Below are 16,817 nucleotides of genomic sequence, written 5' to 3' on the forward strand. Positions count from 1 at the left end.
CGTTGCATCCAATCCTTTTCGAAATCGGGCCGCTCAAAATTCATTCCTACGGTTTCATGTTGGCGATCGCGTTTCTGGTCGGGCTGTTCGTGGCCCAGCGAGAGGCGCGCCGCGTGGGTGAAGACCCTGAGACGGTTTCGAGCGTCGCGATGTGGATCCTTGTTGCCGCAGTGCTCGGCGCGCGGTTGTTTCACGTCGTCGTTTTCTGGGATGAGTTGGTGCCGCCGCGCTTGTGGTCGGCGTTGAAAATCTGGGAAGGCGGCCTGGTCTACTACGGCGGCTTTCTCGGCGCGGTCGCCGGGACGCTATTGTTCATCGCCCGCACGGGCGGCAAGCACAGCATCTTTCAACTCGGCGACATCATCGCACCGTCGGTGGCGTTGGGGCTGATGTTCGGACGCATCGGCTGCACGCTCGTGGGTTGCTGTTACGGCAAGCCCTGTCCGGTTGATTTTCCGCTTGGTATTACCTTCCCGCCGCAGACGATCGGCGTTTCGGGTATTCCGCTCTACCCGACCCAGCCCGCCGAGGCGTTGGGTAGCCTGACGATTTTTCTGTTTTTGTGGTTGTGGTTGCGGCATCGTCGACGCTTTCAAGGACAGGTGCTTTTCTCGTTCCTGATTCTCTACTCCCTCCTACGCTTTATGCTGGAATACTGGCGCGACGATCCACGCGGCTTCCTCGACATCACGAGTTTCGCCGTTTCTTCAGGCGTTCCGCCGGTGGGTGCGGCCGGTATTTGGCTCTCGGAAAGCCAACTGGTCAGCGTCTTTTTTGTGCTGGCGATCATTCCGCTCTGGATTTGGAAGGCCCGGCGTGATAAGCGATTGGGCGTCCCGGTCGGTCCCGTACCTGCCGCCGCGCCTGCTAAGTCGCCCGGTGGCCAGAAGAAGAAAGGCAAAAAACGAAAATGAAACGCCTCGTGCCGGTTTTTCTGGTGATGCTGCTCGTGTTTTCGGCATGCACGGTGACCAAAACCAAGCTGCGCCTCGATATGCTCGACATGGAGGGTCTGCCCGAGGCCGACGTCGCCGCCGACATCACGGCGCTGCGCAGCCGGGCCGAGGGTTTGTGGAGCAGTTTGGAAGCCCGCAAGCTCAGCACCCATCTGACCAAAGACCGCATTCGGGACTACTTCGAAAGCGACCAGGATCTCAGCGATTTCATCGCCATCTACGCCAGCCTGTTTCGGCAGGAGCATTTCGCGCGGGAATACGTGCGTGATTTCGAAATCGGCGAAATCATTATCGAACCCAACGGCGTGCTGGCCCGCGTCGAGGTCAATATCTGGGGCAAGATCTACTTCATCTGGAATCATCGCATCCATGAAGTGCAAACCTGGAAGAAGATCGGCGGCGTGTGGATGCTCAAGCCGCTCACGTACTGACGCACCATTATTCCCAAACCAGCATAATTTCAGCGTAATTTCACCGGTCGAAAAAGCGTCCTATTGACACACTGCGTCTTGTTTTCCTATGGTGATTTGATTTCATCTGTGGGGTTGCCATGCCGGTAGAAGCGCGGTTTTTTTCGTCGCTGCGCGCGGCGGCCGGTGTCGCAAGCATCGACATCGCGGCCGACACGGTGCGTACGGCCGACCGCGTTTTGCGCGAACGTTACGCAAATAACAGTGAGTTTCTGCGACTACTGCAGATCTCCAACGTGATCCTCAACGGCGACAACGTTCTGTTCCTGAAAGGACCGCGCACGGCACTTAAAGACGGTGATGAACTTTCCTACTTCCCGCCCCTGGGCGGCGGATGAGGCCGGGAAAAAAGGAGCATTCGATGGCTAGCAAGTACGGCGGTTACATGGGCGAAGCGCTGTGGGTCGATTTGACCGCAAGCGAAACGCGTCCGTACGACGTGAGCGAACGGGACCGCGAACTGTTTATCGGCAACAAAGGTTTGGCGGCAAAAATCCTTTGGGATCATCTCGAACCGGGCATCGATCCGCTCGGCCCGGAAAACCTGCTGGTCGTCACGACCTCGCCGCTTACCGGCACCGGAGCGCCGTGTTCGGCTCGCTTCAACGTCTCGACCAAAAGCCCGATGACCGGCGGCATCGTCTCGTCCAACTCCGGTGGCGGCTTCGGCATTCAACTGAAACGGGCCGGCTTCGACGCGCTGGTCTTGGCCGGGCAAGCCGACAAGCCCGTCTACGTCGAAATCAACGACGGCGAATCGACGATCCACGACGCGGCTGATATCTGGGGCATGGACACCGAAGAAGTGCAGGAAGAGTTGCGCAAGCGCCACGGCAAAGCGGCCGGCCTCCTGGTGATCGGCCCCGCCGGCGAGAACCTCGTGCGCTTCGCGTGCATCATCAGCGGCGAGCGCGCCAACGGACGCGGCGGCGTGGGCGCGGTGATGGGCAGCAAGATGGTCAAGGCCGTCGTGGCAACCGGCAAACAGAAAGCGTCGGTCTCGCATCCGGAAGAGTACAAGACCGTGATCAAAGCGTGGATCAAAATGCTCAAAGCCCACCCGGCCACGGGTCAGGCTCTACCGGCGTACGGTACGGCCGGCATGATGGGCAAAGGGAACGTGTTGTCGATTTTGCCCACGAAGAACTTCCAAAAGGGCTCGTTCGAATTTACGCACGAGATCGACGGCGAAGCCCTGGCCGACAAATACCTGACCCGCAACACGGGCTGTCAGGCGTGTCCGATCCGCTGCCAGCGCAACGTGGAAATTAACGGCAAGGAAGTAAAGGGGCCGGAATACGAAACCATCGGCATGTTCGGCTCCAATTTCGGCAACCGCGATCTGTGGAAGATCTGCGAATGGAACTACATCGCCGACAAATTGGGCGTCGATACCATCTCCTGCGGCAGCACCATCGACTGTGCCGTCGAGTTAACCGAGCGCGGCCTGATGAAGACCGATCTCGCCTGGGGAAAAACCGAGGGTGTCGACGAGTTGCTGCGCCAAATCGCCTATCGTGAGGGAATTGGCGACGACTTGGCCGAAGGCGCCATGCGTCTGGCCACCAAATACGGCGCGCCCGACGCCGCGATGCACAGCAAAGGCCTGGAGATGGCGGCCTACGAACCGCGCCGCTCGGTCGGACAGGGCCTGGGCTACGCCACCGCCAGCCGCGGCGCCTGCCACCTCGAAGCCGGGTACATGGTGTATTTCGAGAACCTCGGGCCGGTGAACATCAAGCCGCTTTCGCTGCTGGGCAAAATCGGCCTGACGATCTTCCAGCAAAACGCCCTGGCGGCGATTAGCGCCTGCGGCACGTGCATCTTCACGAGTTATGCCATCGTACCGGGTATCGCCGAGAAGGTGAAACCGTACGGCGCGCTGGCCAAAGTCCTTGACCTCGTCTTGCGCGGCACCGGCGATGCGATGTCGCTGCTGTTCAAACTGCCGCCGGGAGCCGTGCCCTTCCATCTGCCGATGATTCCGCACTCGAAGGCCGTCGAGACGCTCACGGGAATGAAACACGGCGCGGGCGAATTTTTGGCAATGGGCAATCGCGTGTTCAACATCGAGCATATGTTCAACGTCCGCGAGGGCTTGGTCGCCAACCGTCTGCCCGACCGCATGACGAAAGTGCCGCAGTCGCCGACCAACCCGGATACGGTAGTGCCGCTGGATGCAATGCTGCCGAAATTCTACAAAGGACGCGGCTGGGATGCCCGTGGAATTCCCACCGCCGGAACGCTGCGGGCCCTTGGCCTCGATTTTCTGATCGGCGCCATTCCGCCTGCTAACGAACAGGCCGAAGCCATGCAGTCAACCTTCGAATCGCGGCGCGAGGAGTACGAAAAGGACCAAGTCAAAGTGATTGCCACCCGCGCACAGAAAGAGAAAGCCCCGAAGAAGAAAGCTGCGCCGGTGAAGAAAAAGGCCGCCCCGAAGAAAGCGACTCCGAAGAAAAAAGCGGCCCCGGTGAAGAAGACGGCCGTACCCGTGAAGAAAAAAGCCGCGCCGGCGAAGAAGAAAGCCACGCCCGTGAAGAAGAAAGTCGCGAAAAAGAAGAAATAGAGCGACGCTCCGTTTATACAAAACCGCGGTTTTTCGGCCGCGGTTTTTTTTCGGCCGGCTGTTTTTGCGGTGGTCATGTGCCTCCTGATTTGTTTAGATTCAGATCGTGTCGAGCACCTATATCTTCGCCGGTGTCGAAAAGGAGGGGTGATGAATCGAAGACTGCTGTGGGCGTTGTTCGGGCTGGTTTTCCTGTTCGTCGGTGTTTCCGCGCTTTTCGGCGGTGAGGGGGACGAAGCCGCCATCCGCGCCTTCTTTACCGACGATAAGCCCGATTACGAGGCCCTTTTCGCGACTCGTTTCTTGAACGCCATTCCGATTCGCAAGATGGAGGAAGTGCGCCTCGAGTACCTGACGGCTTTGGGTGATTTGCGTGAAATCGTGCCGCAAAAAAAGAAATACGGCCTGGTTTTCGCGAAGGGAAAAACGGTCTGCAGCATCACGCTGGACGCCGAGGGCAAGATTATCGGCTTCTGGATCGGACCGATGACGCTGGCCGGGGATACGGTCGAAAAAGTACTGGCCGACCTCAAGGCGCTCGAGTACGAGGTCTCGCTCTCGGTCCTGCGAAATGGAAGCGAAGAAGTGGTGGCCGTCAATTCCGACCGACCGCTGGCCGTCGGTTCCAGCTTCAAGTTGTACGTCCTGGAGGCGCTCGAAAAAAAGATGCGGAAGGAAGGTCTGGGCTGGGACACTGTTGTGCACTTGAACGAAGACCATTTCTCGTTGCCCAGCGGTTTTCTCCAGAACTGGCCGGCCGGTACGCCCGTAACGCTGCGGACTTTGGCGAATCTGATGATTTCGATCAGCGACAACACGGCCGCGGATCATCTTCTGTTCTATGTCGGTCGTGATGCGGTCGAAGCGACCGCGCCGGAGCGCGTGCGGCCCTTTTATTCCACGGCGGAAATGTTTCGGCTGAAATTCGGTGTGGAGCCCGAGGCGCGCGAGCGGTCTCTCGCCGCTGACTTGACCGCCAAGCGGAAAATGCTGGCCGATTTTTCGAAGATCCCGCGGGAGAATTTGAAGTTCAAATCCGAGCCGTTGTTCATCGACACCTTCGAATGGCTGATCACGACCCGCGAGTTGGGGGCTACGATTTATCGACTGCGCGACAACCCGTCGATCTATATCAACGCGGGCACCGCGACGAAGAAGGATTGGCTGGCGGCCGGTTTCAAGGGCGGCTCGGAATCCGGGGTCTTGAACCTGACGCAACTGCTGCGCAAGGATGAGCAGTCGCCTTGGCTGTCGATCAGCGTCACCGTTAATAATCCCGAAAACCAGGTCAACCACGATGCTGTCGAGAGCATCGTCATCCGGCTGATCAACCTGGCCCACGCGGGCACATTTAACTAGCAGACTCCTAACCTCCGTCCCTCAATTCCTGGGGACAGGCACCAACATATAATAACTTCGTCGTTTTCCAACATCTAACTTGCTTCACGCTGATTTGTATACCCTTTTTGCTTTTTCGTACAATATTGTTCTTTCCTATTATCGTCGTTTTTGTATTTGTTTTTGGGGCCAGGCACCAACGATTTGTATATTCCGGGGACGATGATGATAACTTTCGTGGGAATCGCATTTCATGTCGTGGCACCGCCATCGAGGTAAGTTTCGACGTATAAAAAAGGAAAAAAGAAGTTGACAGCCGTCACAGTTCTGGTATTAAAGTACTTGATTACTTGAACACGAGGCACGTTATGGCGGATTTTGTCAATATTTCGGAAGCAGCATCATTAGGTTTACATGCAATGACTTATCTCGCGAGCCAAAACGGCGGCCATCGAACCACCGCGTCGATCGCTACGGTTCTCGATGTTTCTGAGCACCACCTCGCCAAGGTCATGCAGCGGCTCGCCAAGGCGGAACTCGTGGAGTCAGTGCGCGGTCCGCACGGCGGCTTCCGTCTGGCCAAGGACGCCACGCAGATCACGTTGCTTGACGTCTTCGAAGCCGTCGAAGGCAAAGCAGAGCCGCGACGTTGCCTGCTGAGTATCGAGCCGCGCTGTCCGGAAGAGAAATGCATTCTCGGCGGCCTGAATATCCGCATTTTTAAAGAAGTACGCGAGCACTTTCAGAAAACAAAGCTGGCCGACGTGGCCACCGTCTTTGGGGAGCATCATCATGAAAACAACAAGGCTGATCATCCACATCGATGAAGAAAAATGCGACGGCTGCGGCTTGTGTGTGCCCGCCTGCGAAGAAGGCGCGCTGGCAGTAGTCGACGGCAAAGCCCGCCTAGTCAAAGAAACCTATTGCGACGGCCTGGGCGAATGCCTCGGTGAGTGTCCCCGAGGCGCGCTGACGGTGGAAGAGCGACCGGCTGAAGCGTTTGACGCCGCGGCGGTCGCCGAAAACCTAGCGGAGCAGTCCGAAGAACTCTCAGCCGAGACCCCCGCCCCGCACGTGGACGGTTGCCCCGGCACCTTGATGTGGCAGTCCGCGCCGGAGAAGAACGTCGACACGCCGACGGACCATCGCGCGTCGGCCTTGTCGCATTGGCCGCTCCAAATCCGCCTTGTTTCGCCGCTTGCCCCGTTTTTGCGCCATGCCGACTTACTGCTGTGCGCCGATTGCGCGCCCTTCGCCCTGCCCGATCTGCACGAACGCTTCCTGGCCGGGCGCGTCGTGCTCGTCGGCTGCCCAAAACTGGATGACTTGGCCTTCTACCGCCACCGACTCGCGCAAGTGTTCGCGGCCGCCCAACCCCGCAGCATCACCGTGCTGCGTATGGAAGTGCCGTGTTGCGGCGGCATTGCCGAGGCCGCCTTCGCCGCTCATCGCGCGGCGGGTAGTACGGCGTCGTTGGAAGTTCACACCGTGGCCATCTCCGGCGGCGTCGCACGCGTGGAAACCATCGCGGGGCGCGAAGCACAAACGGGATAAGGCGTGATTGACGGCGATCGCGATAACCAAGTCTTGAACGTTTTCGTGGGCGTTTTCTGCCGCGCCCATCACGGGGGTGAAAACGGGCTTTGCCCGGATTGCGCCGACTTGCTCGCGTACGCCCAGGAGCGCCGCCGCCTCTGTCCACTGGAACCGAAACCCAAATGCAAGGATTGCCCCGTGCATTGTTACGAGCCGGAATATCGCCGGCGCATTCGGGAGATCATGCGCTTTTCCGGCATGCACTTCGTCAAGCGGGGCCGCCTGGATTGGTTGATTCGCTACTTTCTCTAACCGATTACCGTGAAAGGAAACTCTCATGTTTTGTTACCAATGTGAACAGACCGCCAAGGGTGAAGGCTGTACGACCTTCGGCGTTTGCGGCAAGGACCCGCAGACCGCCGCGCTGCAGGATCTGCTCGTTTACCTCGCCAAAGGCATCGCCCAGGTCGCCCATCGCTTGCGGCTCCATGGCCAGGCCACGGGCGAAGCCGATCTCTTTGTCACCGAGGCATTGTTTACAACCGTGACCAACGTCAATTTCGACCCTGAACGACTCGCCGGCATGCTGCGCCGGGGCGCCGATGTCCTGGCCGCCGACAAGGCGCGTTTAGGCGACGAGGCCGCAACGCTTGCCGGTCCGGCCGCGACGCAAATCACCGGCGACCTTGATGAATTGACGGCCCATGGCGTGCAGGTCGGCATTCCGCTGCGCCGGGACGGCTTGGGGGAAGACGTAACCGGATTGCAGGAACTGTTGACGTACGGGTTGAAAGGCACGGCCTCGTACGCCCACCACGCGGTGTTGCTGGGAGTACAAGACGACGAGGTGTACGCGTTCTTTCATGAGGCCTTGAATCTGCTGGCGGAAAACTTGGCCGACATCGCCGCTTTGGTGAAAATTTGCTTGCGCTGCGGCGAGGTCAATTTGCGCGTCATGGAAATGCTCGACGGCGCGCACACCGGCGCTTTCGGCCACCCACAACCCACGCCCGTGCGGATCACGCCGCTACGCGGCAAGGCGATTCTCATCAGCGGCCACGACCTGCTGGACCTGCAAATCCTGCTCGAGCAAACCGCAGGCACCGGCATCAACGTCTACACCCACGGCGAGATGCTTCCGGCGCATGGATATCCGGAACTGAAAAAACACCCGCACCTGGCCGGCAACTACGGCGGCGCGTGGCAGGATCAACAAACCGAGTTCGACGAGTTCCCCGGCGCGATTTTGATGACCACCAATTGCATCCAGAAGCCCAAGGGCACCTACATGGACCGCATTTTCACTTGCGGCTTGGTGGCCTGGCCGGGGGTCGCGCACATCGACGACCGCGACTTTTCGCCGGTTATCGAGGCGGCGTTGGCAGCCCCTGGTTTTTCGGACGACGGAGAGGACAAGACCATCCTCGTCGGCTTCGGCCATCACGCGGTGCTCGGCGTGGCCGACAAAATCGTGCAGGCTGTCAAAGACGGCGCGATCAAACACTTCTTCCTCATCGGTGGATGCGACGGCGCGAAATCGGGTCGTAACTATTACACCGAGTTCGCCGAGGCGGTACCGAACGACGCGGTCATTTTGACGCTGGCGTGCGGCAAGTACCGGTTCAACAAGCTGGAATTCGGCGACATCGGTGGCATTCCGCGCCTGCTCGACGTCGGCCAGTGTAACGACGCTTACTCCGCCGTCCGTATCGCGGGCGCGCTGGCCGAAGCGTTCGGTACCGACGTCAACGGCTTGCCGTTGTCGATGATTCTTTCCTGGTACGAGCAAAAGGCCGTATGCATCTTGCTGACCCTCCTGCACCTGGGCATTCGCAAAATTCGCCTTGGACCGACGCTGCCCGCCTTCATTACCCCGGCGGTGTTACAGGTGTTGGTAGACAATTTCGCCATTGCGCCCACAACGAACGCAGCCGACGACCTACAAGCCGCGCTCGGCGCCTGAACCAAACCCCCGGCGGCGTGGCCGGATCGCCCGGCCGCGCCATCGGATCTTCGGCCAACCGATTGACAAGACGGTTGCGCCTCGTAAGTTTATATCCCATTCGTAGACCAAGGCCCGGCACCAAGAGGGAGACTTCGATGCTGCAACTAAAAAGCACGGATGGCGACGGCCAGATCCTCGTGTTTCCGCTCAACAAGCCGCGTATCACCGCCGGTCGCGACCCGTCCAACGACGTCGTGCTGACCGATGAGGACGTGTCGCGTTGGCACGCCGTGTTTAGTGTCGGCGACCGCAAGCTCTCGGTGCGCGATATGAATTCGACCAACGGACTTTTTGTCAACAACGTTCGTATCCACGAGGAAACATCCCTGGCGGTGGGCGATATTGTGATTCTCGGCTCCAACCTCTTTGCGGTGAGCGAAGACGAATGGGCCGCCGCCGACCAAGACCACACGATCGCGATCTCCGCCGAAGACGTCGCCGATGAGATGGATGCCGGGCCGGAAACCGCCGAACCGATCGGCGGTGCCGGTTCGTTCGACAAGACGGTCGCCCGCAGCAAATTCGACCTGTTGGAAGGCGCTTTTGAAAAGAAAGTGCAGGTGGCGCGTTTCTCCCGCTTGGAGGCGGTGATTGAAAACGTCGGCGAGCGGCGCTATCTGCTGGCCATGCCGGTGTTTCGCATCGGGCGCGCCGCGAGCAACCACTTGCGCATCGCCGATCCGCAACACAGCGGAAGCCACGCGGAAATCCGCATGGGTGCAGGGCAAAACGTCCTTGTGGATCTGGGCAGCGCGAACGGTACGAAGGTCAACGACCAACCGATCACCGAGCACATCCTTCGCGACAACGACGTGATCGACGTGCCCGGCGCACGGCTTACCTATCGCCACCGCGCGGGAGTCCGGGGCCGCTTCTCCGATTTCTGGAAGAACCTGTTCGGGAAATAGACCTCAGCGCCACCGATGCACGGCCACGAGTTTCGCCTCGCCTTCGCTTTGCGCCTCGGCGGCGACCGGTGCGACGCGGCCCGCCACCAGCGGCGCGGCGGCCGAACCGTGCAGGAAACCCAACTCCCATTCGATGCCCGTGATGAACATCGCCGCCGGCAGCAGGCGCACCTCGACCCGTACCGGGCCGTACATGCCGCGGTCGAACTCGTACTCAACCCGCAGCGGTTTCGTATAATCTGTATCGTCGTCAAAGACGCGTTTCGGATCGCCGGGGCCTTGGCCCGGGGCCATGATGAACACCTCGATGCGCGGTCCCGCCCCCTCCGGCAACTTGCCGTTCATCGTAAAAGACACCCGCCGTACCGGGAAGGGAAGGTTTATTTCCAGGCGCAAGGTGCCCGGCATCCCCGCTTTCTCGGGTCCGAAGCCGTACAGCCGCGGCGTAAGGCCCTCAACGCTGATGAAATCCGGAATGCGACCGCTCCAGTCGTCCTGTTTCGTGAAGCGCCACACGCCTTCGCGCGTGCCCTGCCCGCCGAGTTCGAAAGTGAGTTCCGCGCCCGCCGGCAGCGGCCACGGGGCGATGGAGTCGTTGGCGCCCGAGAGGTCGACCAGCCGGTTTTGTAGGCTCTGCTGCAGGTACCACTGGTAGAGTTCGGTCACGTCGCCCTTGCCTTTCCAGCGCGGCGCTTCGCTCATGTTGCGTTTGACCAGCGGCATGCGCAGCGCCAACTCCGACAGCGACGGATACTGGCGCGTTTCCTTGTCGTAGAAGATGAATCCGAACGTGGGGTCGGCCAAATGCCAGACCTCGTCCCACTGCAACACCGTGGCGAAATGGCGGTCGAGATTGAGCAGCCGCGATTTGATGCCGCAGACCTGTGCCAGCAGCGCCAGCGTCCGCGCCAAGTCTTCCGGCTCGCCCTCGCCGATCATGGCCATCGCCTTAAGCGGATCGTCCTCGACTTCCTTAAGCGCCGCGGTGCGGCGGCCGCTTTTCATGTGACGGAAGACCAAGTCGACCAGCAGCGCGGCGATTTCATCCGGCCGCTTTTCGGCGACACCCAGCGAGTCGCGAAAATGTTGCACACTGGAAAAATCCGGCTCGCCGGCCGCGTATAAGCGCGTTAATTGGGCGTCGGCCGGCCCCTCGTTAGTAATAGTGAAAGACACGTCGCGCTTGCCGTCTGCCGCGTCGACCCGCCACTGTCCGGCCGGTGCCTGCCATGCAACGCTCCGCTCTTTGGGCGGTCGCTCGCACGCCGCCGCGGCCAGCGCCAGCATCAAGATCAACAGCCAGCAAAGAATGCGACGCATCCGCTATCTCCGTTTCCGCAACACACGCCGGTCACCCACCCGCAGCGTAACGCGCCGGGCGTCGAAGTACTCGGCCAGGGGGATAACCCACTTGCGTGTCAGGTCGAACAGCGTTTTGTAGCCCTGGGCGTTGATTTCCTCGTTCTCCTCGAGATACGCGACGAGCTTTTCCTCGGCTTCGCGCAGGGCGTCGGAAGCAAAGAACAGCTCCCCACCGAGACGTTCGAGGCGGCCGTCGCGCAGCAGCATGCCGATCGCTTCCTCGCCCAGTTTTTTGTCTCCGGCGCGCTCGAGCATTTCCTTGTGGGTCGGCGCGCTTAACCCGCACCCGGTCGCATAGGCGAACAGATCGTCGAGAATTGCCTGCAACTGCTCGTCGGCGGTGACGGAATGATCCAGCAGTCGCACGATGCCGTCTTCCTGCACAACTTTCTCGGCGGCCAACAAAACGCTCGCCACTTTTTCCATCACCTTCGGCACCGCGCCTTTCGGTTTGGCCGAAAGCCATTGCGCGCGGCTGATGCCCGGCTCCGTGGGTCGCTCCTTGTGAAAACGTTTCAGCATCGTGAGCAGATCGCCCTGGATTTCGGCGAAGGCTTCGGCGTCGACGGCGCGCTCCGTGTCCGGATCGATGCGCACCAAGTGTTGTTGGCTCAGCATTTTCTGGTAATGCGGCCGCAGAAGCTTCTCCCCCACGCCAAGCATGGGCGCGAGCCGCCGCAGTTCGATGCCCGCGCGGCCGGTCAGGCGGTAATGCACGCGCATTTTCTCGGCGATGTCCTCACTGGACAAGGCCTGCAAATCCGCAAGAGCCTTGGTGAAGGGAGCGCGGTGTTTGCGTGGCTGCGAACTGAGGATAACACCGCCGCCGATGGTGGTGATCGGCGAGTAGGAACGCATCACGAAGCGGTCGCCCGGCAACGCCAGCAGGGGCTCGGTCAACCGCAGTTGCGCCAAGCCGCTCTGCCCGGGGAGGATCTCGTCAGCCGACATCGGCACGACCCGGGCCATGACCTCGCGAGTGAAACAATGCACGCGCACGAGGCTGCGTCGCTTGAGCGGTCGCGGCGCGTCGTCGAGCATTTCGATCTCGACATCGAGCATCCACGAGGGGGATAGCAAGTCGGGCGGCGCAAGCACGTCGCCGCGGGGCGCTTCGCTCACGTCGATCCCCTGCAGATTGACCGCCGTGCGGCGGCCGGCCAGCGTTTGTTCCACCGCGTGGCCGTGAACCTGCAGCCCGCGCACCCGGGTGCGGCGGCCCGAAGGCAGGATCTCCACCTCGTCGCCTACGCCGACGCGCCCGCCGATGGTGGTGCCCGTGACCACGGTGCCGAAGCCTTTCATCGTGAACACGCGGTCGATCGGTAGCCGAAAGATGCCGCTTTCGCTGCGGCCGGTGACCTGTGCCGCCGTCTGTTCGATGACACGCAAAAGGTCGTCGCGCCCCTGCCCGGTGACGGTGCTGACCGGTACGATCGGTGCGTCTTCCAGAAACGAGCCGGCGACGAAATCCCTCACGTCCTGCTCGGCCAATTCCAACATGTCCTGGTCGACCAGATCGAGTTTGGTCATGGCGATTAAGCCGTAACGGATGCCCAGCAGACGGCAGATCGCCAGGTGCTCGCGGGTTTGTGGCATGACCGCTTCGTCCGCCGCGACCACGAGTACTACGAAATCAATGCCGCCCGCCCCGGCCACCATGTTGCGCACGAAGCGCTCGTGGCCCGGCACGTCGACCACGCCCAGGTCGCCGCCCGAGGGTAGCGCGAGGTGGGTGAAGCCCAGTTCGATGGTGATGCCGCGCGCCTTTTCTTCCGGCAAGCGGTCGCAATCGGTGCCGGTCAACAGCTTAATGAGGCTGGTTTTGCCGTGGTCGATGTGACCGGCGGTACCCATCACCAGGCGGCGGTTCATGAATCGTCCTCCAGCGGCGTAAACACCGCGTCTTCGACGTAGTAACAACCTTTGAATCGATGCGCTAATTCGTGCAGTGTTTGTTTTACCTCATCGAGCCGGTCGCAGGCAATTTGCAGCGCCACGCCGCAATCCGGGCTGATTTGCTTGGGCACCGGGATCAAACGCACCCGCCGGCCTTCGGCTTGCAGGAGCTTCTCCGCTTTGAGTACGTCATGCACCGACAGAAAGGTCAGCGCGCACACGCGACTCATGACGCCAACTTCACTATCTCGGCGATCGCGGCGGCGACCTCGTCCACGGCATCGACCGGCGTCAACACACTCGGGGCTAGGCGCAGGGTACCGGCGGGCATCGTGCCGAGGGTTCGGTGGGCGCGCGGCGCACAATGCAAGCCCGGCCGCACCGCGATGCCGTACCGTTCGGCCAGCAAAAACGCCACGTCGGAGGGCGCCAGGCTGCAGGTGAAACTCACGACGCTGGTGGCCGGTCCCGACATATCGCCGTACACGGTGAGGTCGTCGATGGCGCGCAGGCGGTCGATCATACGACTGCGCAATTCGCGTTCGTGACGGGCGATATCAGCCACGCCCCGTTCCCGCACAAAGCGGATTCCAGCCAGCAGGCCCGCCGCGCCGAAGGTATTGGGCGTGCCCGCCTCAAGGCGGTCGGGCAGGAAATCGGGCGTGTGTTCGCTTTCGGATTGCGAACCCGTACCGCCGTGCATTCTGGCTTGAATGCGATCGCTCACGGTCTCCGAAAGCAACAACGCGCCGGTGCCGGTGGGGCCGAACAGCGCCTTGTGGCCGGTCACGCAAAGCGCGTCGATGCCCATGGCTTTTTGGTCCAGGTCGAGCACGCCCGCCGATTGCGCGGCGTCCACGACAAAACGGGCGTCGTGCCGGGCCGCGACCTCACTCAGGGCCGCCACATCCTGCGCCGCGCCGTTGACGTTGGAGGCGTGTAGAGTCACGACGAGTTTCGCGCCGGTTTCGTGCAGGGCGCGGTCGAGGGCCGCGGGCGTCATGCGGCCCTGGTCGTCACCCGGGACCTCCACGAGGTGGGCCTTTCGCGTGGCCGCCAGGTGCGCGAGCGGCCGCATCACGGCGTTGTGTTCCAGAGCGCCATGCAAGCACGTCGCGCCGGGTTCCAACAGCGAGAAAAGGGCGAGGTTGATCGCCTCGGTGGCGTGCATGGTGAGCACGACGCGGTCTTCGTCACCGCCGAGAAGCTCGGCCAACTCCGTCCGCAGATGAAAGAGTAGTCGGCTGCCGTCCAACGCGTGACGGTGAGCGCTGCGCCCGGCGCTGCCGCCGCTTTGGCGCGCGTAGCGATCCATCGCCTCGTACACCGATTCGGGTTTGGGGTAGCTGGTCGCGGCGTTATCGAAGTAGAGGCGCGCGGCGTCGTTCATTTAGGGCTCCACGACGTGCCCGGCCTCCAATAATGCGCCGGCGATGTCGTACATGTTACCAACGCGGCCGACTTGGAGTTCATCGAGCAGGCCAAAATAGTCGAGGCAGGTGCCGCAACTGACGATCTCGCAGCCCCGGCGTTCCAATTCGCGGCAGTACTCGATGACCTGCTCATCGTCGCAGGGCAAATTCACTCCCTCGTTGACGAAAATCACGCGTGCGGGCTGCTGGTCGATATCCAGCAGTGTTTTGAAAAACGCGCGAATCAGGATCCTGCCCAGCTCGCCACTTTGGTTTCCGAAAAACGGCGTTTTGCACAGGATGACCGGTAGATTCCTCGTCGCGACGGCCTCGCCGGCCACCGGCTCTGTCGGCATCGTGCCGCCGGTAATGCTGATTTCCCACTCGGCGTCCACTTCCGTGGCGGCGAACGTAAACCCTTTGGAGGCGGCAAATTTTTCGAGGTTGTCGCGCGTGACCGCCGAGTCCACCAGCAGCAGTAACGCCGGCTCGCCGTCGTCCACCATGGCTTTCTTCGCCCGGACAATCGGTTCGGGGCACGCTAAGCCTCGGACATCCAACGTTCTCATTTAACCTCTTGTTCCACAATTTCCGCGTTGATATCGAGGAAGTACTCAAAGGGCACACGTTTCGCACGCCGCTGCGGCCGGCGCTTTTCAATGTCGAGCGGCACCTCCAAGAGCACGTTGCGTTCTTTTTCCACTTCGTTGGCTTTGAGCGCGTAATGGATTCGCATGCCCATGCTCAGCGTGTGCGCGCCGGTATCGCAGTTGCGGCTGACCGTAAACGGGATTTTCAGCGGGAAAAAGGGCCGGTCGAGCTTGAACTGCTTTTCTTCGAATTCGAAACAAGGGTCGGCCGGGGCCAAAACCGTCACCGGCTCCTTACCCGTCAGGTAGATCGTCGGCGAATGATAAACGGTGAGTTCGAGTTCCACCGCTCCCCCATGAGGCACGATCAGGCCGGCGAAATCTTCGGCGTCCTCGGCGCTCGGCGTTTGCTCATCAAGGACTTTGGGTTCAAGCGGCTCATCGCTGACCACTTCATTCTTTTTGTCGCAAGCGACGGCCCAACCCACGACAAGCACTAGGGTCAGAATCAACAGGCGTCGCATCACGGTTCCTCCCATTCGTAGGTTCGAAAAAGAAATTGCTTCAGAATTCGGGCGGTGGCACCCCAAATGATGATCTCGTCGACGTGAAAAAAGGGAACCAGTGCGCTGCGTCCCTCGTGGTGCATTTCCTGTTCGGTGTAGTGCGCCGGGTTCAGCAATCGCTCGAGTTCCACGATCAGCAGGTCGTCGATTTCGTCTTCGCTGATGACGAATTCATAGGGATGCCGCACGAGTCCCACATAGGGCGAAATGACGTAGCGCGACGGCGTCCAGGTATCGTCCAGCCGCCCGAGAATCTCGACGTCTGCCCGATCCACGCCCACCTCTTCCTCGGTTTCACGCAGCGCGCATTCCAGCAGGTTCTCGCCGGGATCCTGGCGCCCGCCGGGAAAGCTGATCTGCCCCTTGTGGTGCTCGACCTTATCGGTGCGCCTGGTGAACAGAAGACGGTCGCCGTCGCCGTCGCGCAATAGCGGCACCAACACGGCGGCGGGCGCATACCCGTCGATCTGCAACTTCCGCGGCGGGTGCTGCGCGAGTTTCCGCTGGATAACCTCCGGCGCGACGCGCGGTATCGGACCGTTTTTCATAACGTTGTCTACCATCTTGCTCGCTTCACCGGCCTGCGACGCCGGCGTTTCACGACGCTATAGATCATCGGGTTCGTCAGGGATTTCCTCATCAACTTCTTCGTCGTCTTCCACGCCGGGTGCGATCTGGTCCGGCGCCATCAGGTCAAAATAGACCCGGGCCGCCATGCGCCCGTTCACCTGAATTTCCACGCGATAGAGCCCCAGCGGATCATCGGGGCTGACGACCCAATTCGCGCGATGGATCCAGCCGTCGCGCACTTTGAGCGTGTTGGGTATGGTCGCAACGCGACGATCCTGGTCGACCAGATGCCGCTGGTCGAGCCGCCCCCAATCGCTCAGCGGCGTGGGCGCGGTCATGCGTTCGACGATCGTTACGTAACGGGTGTGCGGTTCCTTGAGTTTGATGCGCCACCCGAAGCGCAGCCCTTCCTCGCGCGGAAGCTGTCGCGTTTCCACCCAATCGGAAAGAAAGGGCTCCCCCTCCCAATACCCGAAAAGCAGGTACTCAACGAAGGGGGCATTGAAGGGCTCCGGCGCGGCTTTTTCGGGCTGATCGGCGTCCACATCGGGCCGCGGTGGTGTGCAGGCTGCAACCGCGATGACAACAACCAGAAGCAGGGCGCCCAAGCCAACGGTTTTATGAAATTTCACTCGT

General features: G+C 60.9%; 18 protein-coding genes. 10 read left to right on the top strand and 8 right to left on the bottom strand.

The features are described 5' to 3' along the window. Positions 1-2 precede the first annotated feature (2 nt). From lgt to P9L99_17480, 10 genes are all read left to right on the top strand, one after another. Positions 3-914 (top strand): prolipoprotein diacylglyceryl transferase, encoded by a 912-nt coding sequence (gene lgt, locus P9L99_17435; protein MDP8225148.1) that lies wholly within the window; start codon positions 3-5, stop codon positions 912-914. Then, a complete protein-coding gene (locus P9L99_17440) occupies positions 911-1,387 on the top strand; it encodes a hypothetical protein (protein ID MDP8225149.1) in 477 nt (158 codons plus the stop codon). Before lgt ends, P9L99_17440 begins: the two co-directional genes overlap by 4 nt. Positions 1,388-1,506: 119 nt before the next feature. Beyond that, positions 1,507-1,764 (top strand): MoaD/ThiS family protein, encoded by a 258-nt coding sequence (locus P9L99_17445; protein MDP8225150.1) that lies wholly within the window; start codon positions 1,507-1,509, stop codon positions 1,762-1,764. Positions 1,765-1,787: 23 nt separating this feature from the next. Next, on the top strand, positions 1,788-3,995 hold the full coding sequence (locus tag P9L99_17450; protein MDP8225151.1) for an aldehyde ferredoxin oxidoreductase family protein: 2,208 nt from the start codon (positions 1,788-1,790) through the stop codon (positions 3,993-3,995). A 150-nt stretch (positions 3,996-4,145) separates the two neighbouring features. Further along, positions 4,146-5,354 (top strand): serine hydrolase, encoded by a 1,209-nt coding sequence (locus P9L99_17455; GenBank protein ID MDP8225152.1) that lies wholly within the window; start codon positions 4,146-4,148, stop codon positions 5,352-5,354. Between the two features lie 347 nt (positions 5,355-5,701). Continuing rightward, complete coding sequence (locus tag P9L99_17460) at positions 5,702-6,160, top strand: Rrf2 family transcriptional regulator (GenBank protein ID MDP8225153.1); 459 nt, start codon at positions 5,702-5,704, stop codon at positions 6,158-6,160. Next, the gene (locus P9L99_17465; protein MDP8225154.1) at positions 6,126-6,887 is read left to right on the top strand and encodes a 4Fe-4S binding protein; all 762 of its coding nucleotides are present in this window, start codon (positions 6,126-6,128) and stop codon (positions 6,885-6,887) included. Before P9L99_17460 ends, P9L99_17465 begins: the two co-directional genes overlap by 35 nt. A 3-nt stretch (positions 6,888-6,890) precedes the next feature. Beyond that, positions 6,891-7,181: a nitrous oxide-stimulated promoter family protein gene (locus P9L99_17470; GenBank protein MDP8225155.1), complete on the top strand. Its 291-nt coding sequence runs from the start codon at positions 6,891-6,893 to the stop codon at positions 7,179-7,181. A 25-nt stretch (positions 7,182-7,206) separates the two neighbouring features. Then, a complete protein-coding gene (hcp, locus tag P9L99_17475; GenBank protein MDP8225156.1) occupies positions 7,207-8,832 on the top strand; it encodes a hydroxylamine reductase in 1,626 nt (541 codons plus the stop codon). A gap of 137 nt (positions 8,833-8,969) precedes the next feature. After that, complete coding sequence (locus P9L99_17480; GenBank protein MDP8225157.1) at positions 8,970-9,782, top strand: FHA domain-containing protein; 813 nt, start codon at positions 8,970-8,972, stop codon at positions 9,780-9,782. 3 nt (positions 9,783-9,785) lie between these two features. On the opposite strand, the gene P9L99_17485 is transcribed toward P9L99_17480, so the two are convergent. Genes P9L99_17485 through P9L99_17520 form a run of 8 tightly spaced genes read right to left on the bottom strand, consistent with a single transcriptional unit; the run spans position 9,786 to position 16,813 of the window. After that, complete coding sequence (locus P9L99_17485; GenBank protein MDP8225158.1) at positions 9,786-11,102, bottom strand: hypothetical protein; 1,317 nt, start codon at positions 11,100-11,102, stop codon at positions 9,786-9,788. Between the two features lie 3 nt (positions 11,103-11,105). Then, a complete protein-coding gene (gene selB / locus P9L99_17490) occupies positions 11,106-13,019 on the bottom strand; it encodes a selenocysteine-specific translation elongation factor (GenBank protein ID MDP8225159.1) in 1,914 nt (637 codons plus the stop codon). After that, positions 13,016-13,273, bottom strand: coding sequence for a DUF3343 domain-containing protein (locus tag P9L99_17495; protein ID MDP8225160.1), 258 nt, complete (start codon positions 13,271-13,273; stop codon positions 13,016-13,018). The genes selB and P9L99_17495 overlap by 4 nt, the downstream gene beginning before the upstream one ends. Then, positions 13,270-14,433: an aminotransferase class V-fold PLP-dependent enzyme gene (locus P9L99_17500; GenBank protein MDP8225161.1), complete on the bottom strand. Its 1,164-nt coding sequence runs from the start codon at positions 14,431-14,433 to the stop codon at positions 13,270-13,272. The genes P9L99_17495 and P9L99_17500 overlap by 4 nt, the downstream gene beginning before the upstream one ends. Then, positions 14,434-15,024: a sulfurtransferase-like selenium metabolism protein YedF gene (gene yedF, locus P9L99_17505; GenBank protein MDP8225162.1), complete on the bottom strand. Its 591-nt coding sequence runs from the start codon at positions 15,022-15,024 to the stop codon at positions 14,434-14,436. Continuing rightward, entirely contained in the window at positions 15,021-15,569 is a 549-nt protein-coding gene (locus P9L99_17510) for a hypothetical protein (protein MDP8225163.1), read from the bottom strand. Before P9L99_17510 ends, yedF begins: the two co-directional genes overlap by 4 nt. Beyond that, positions 15,569-16,174, bottom strand: a complete 606-nt coding sequence (locus tag P9L99_17515) for a CoA pyrophosphatase (protein ID MDP8225164.1) — start codon at positions 16,172-16,174, stop codon at positions 15,569-15,571. Before P9L99_17515 ends, P9L99_17510 begins: the two co-directional genes overlap by 1 nt. Positions 16,175-16,216: 42 nt before the next feature. After that, a complete protein-coding gene (locus tag P9L99_17520; GenBank protein ID MDP8225165.1) occupies positions 16,217-16,813 on the bottom strand; it encodes a hypothetical protein in 597 nt (198 codons plus the stop codon). Positions 16,814-16,817 lie beyond the last annotated feature (4 nt).

This window comes from Candidatus Lernaella stagnicola (assembly GCA_030765525.1).
GTDB lineage: Bacteria > Lernaellota > Lernaellaia > Lernaellales > Lernaellaceae > Lernaella > Lernaella stagnicola.

What these genes read in the sequence shown, in the direction of transcription:
- P9L99_17440 (MDP8225149.1), top strand. Translation starts at nt 911, where the DNA reads ATGAAACGCCTCGTGCCGGTTTTTCTGGTGATGCTGCTCGTGTTTTCG.
- P9L99_17445 (MDP8225150.1), top strand. Translation starts at nt 1,507, where the DNA reads ATGCCGGTAGAAGCGCGGTTTTTTTCGTCGCTGCGCGCGGCGGCCGGT.
- P9L99_17450 (MDP8225151.1), top strand. Translation starts at nt 1,788, where the DNA reads ATGGCTAGCAAGTACGGCGGTTACATGGGCGAAGCGCTGTGGGTCGAT.
- P9L99_17455 (MDP8225152.1), top strand. Translation starts at nt 4,146, where the DNA reads ATGAATCGAAGACTGCTGTGGGCGTTGTTCGGGCTGGTTTTCCTGTTC.
- P9L99_17460 (MDP8225153.1), top strand. Translation starts at nt 5,702, where the DNA reads ATGGCGGATTTTGTCAATATTTCGGAAGCAGCATCATTAGGTTTACAT.
- P9L99_17465 (MDP8225154.1), top strand. Translation starts at nt 6,126, where the DNA reads ATGAAAACAACAAGGCTGATCATCCACATCGATGAAGAAAAATGCGAC.
- hcp (MDP8225156.1), top strand. Translation starts at nt 7,207, where the DNA reads ATGTTTTGTTACCAATGTGAACAGACCGCCAAGGGTGAAGGCTGTACG.
- P9L99_17480 (MDP8225157.1), top strand. Translation starts at nt 8,970, where the DNA reads ATGCTGCAACTAAAAAGCACGGATGGCGACGGCCAGATCCTCGTGTTT.
- P9L99_17485 (MDP8225158.1), bottom strand. Translation starts at nt 11,102, where the DNA reads ATGCGTCGCATTCTTTGCTGGCTGTTGATCTTGATGCTGGCGCTGGCC.
- selB (MDP8225159.1), bottom strand. Translation starts at nt 13,019, where the DNA reads ATGAACCGCCGCCTGGTGATGGGTACCGCCGGTCACATCGACCACGGC.
- P9L99_17495 (MDP8225160.1), bottom strand. Translation starts at nt 13,273, where the DNA reads ATGAGTCGCGTGTGCGCGCTGACCTTTCTGTCGGTGCATGACGTACTC.
- P9L99_17500 (MDP8225161.1), bottom strand. Translation starts at nt 14,433, where the DNA reads ATGAACGACGCCGCGCGCCTCTACTTCGATAACGCCGCGACCAGCTAC.
- yedF (MDP8225162.1), bottom strand. Translation starts at nt 15,024, where the DNA reads ATGAGAACGTTGGATGTCCGAGGCTTAGCGTGCCCCGAACCGATTGTC.
- P9L99_17510 (MDP8225163.1), bottom strand. Translation starts at nt 15,569, where the DNA reads ATGCGACGCCTGTTGATTCTGACCCTAGTGCTTGTCGTGGGTTGGGCC.
- P9L99_17515 (MDP8225164.1), bottom strand. Translation starts at nt 16,174, where the DNA reads ATGGTAGACAACGTTATGAAAAACGGTCCGATACCGCGCGTCGCGCCG.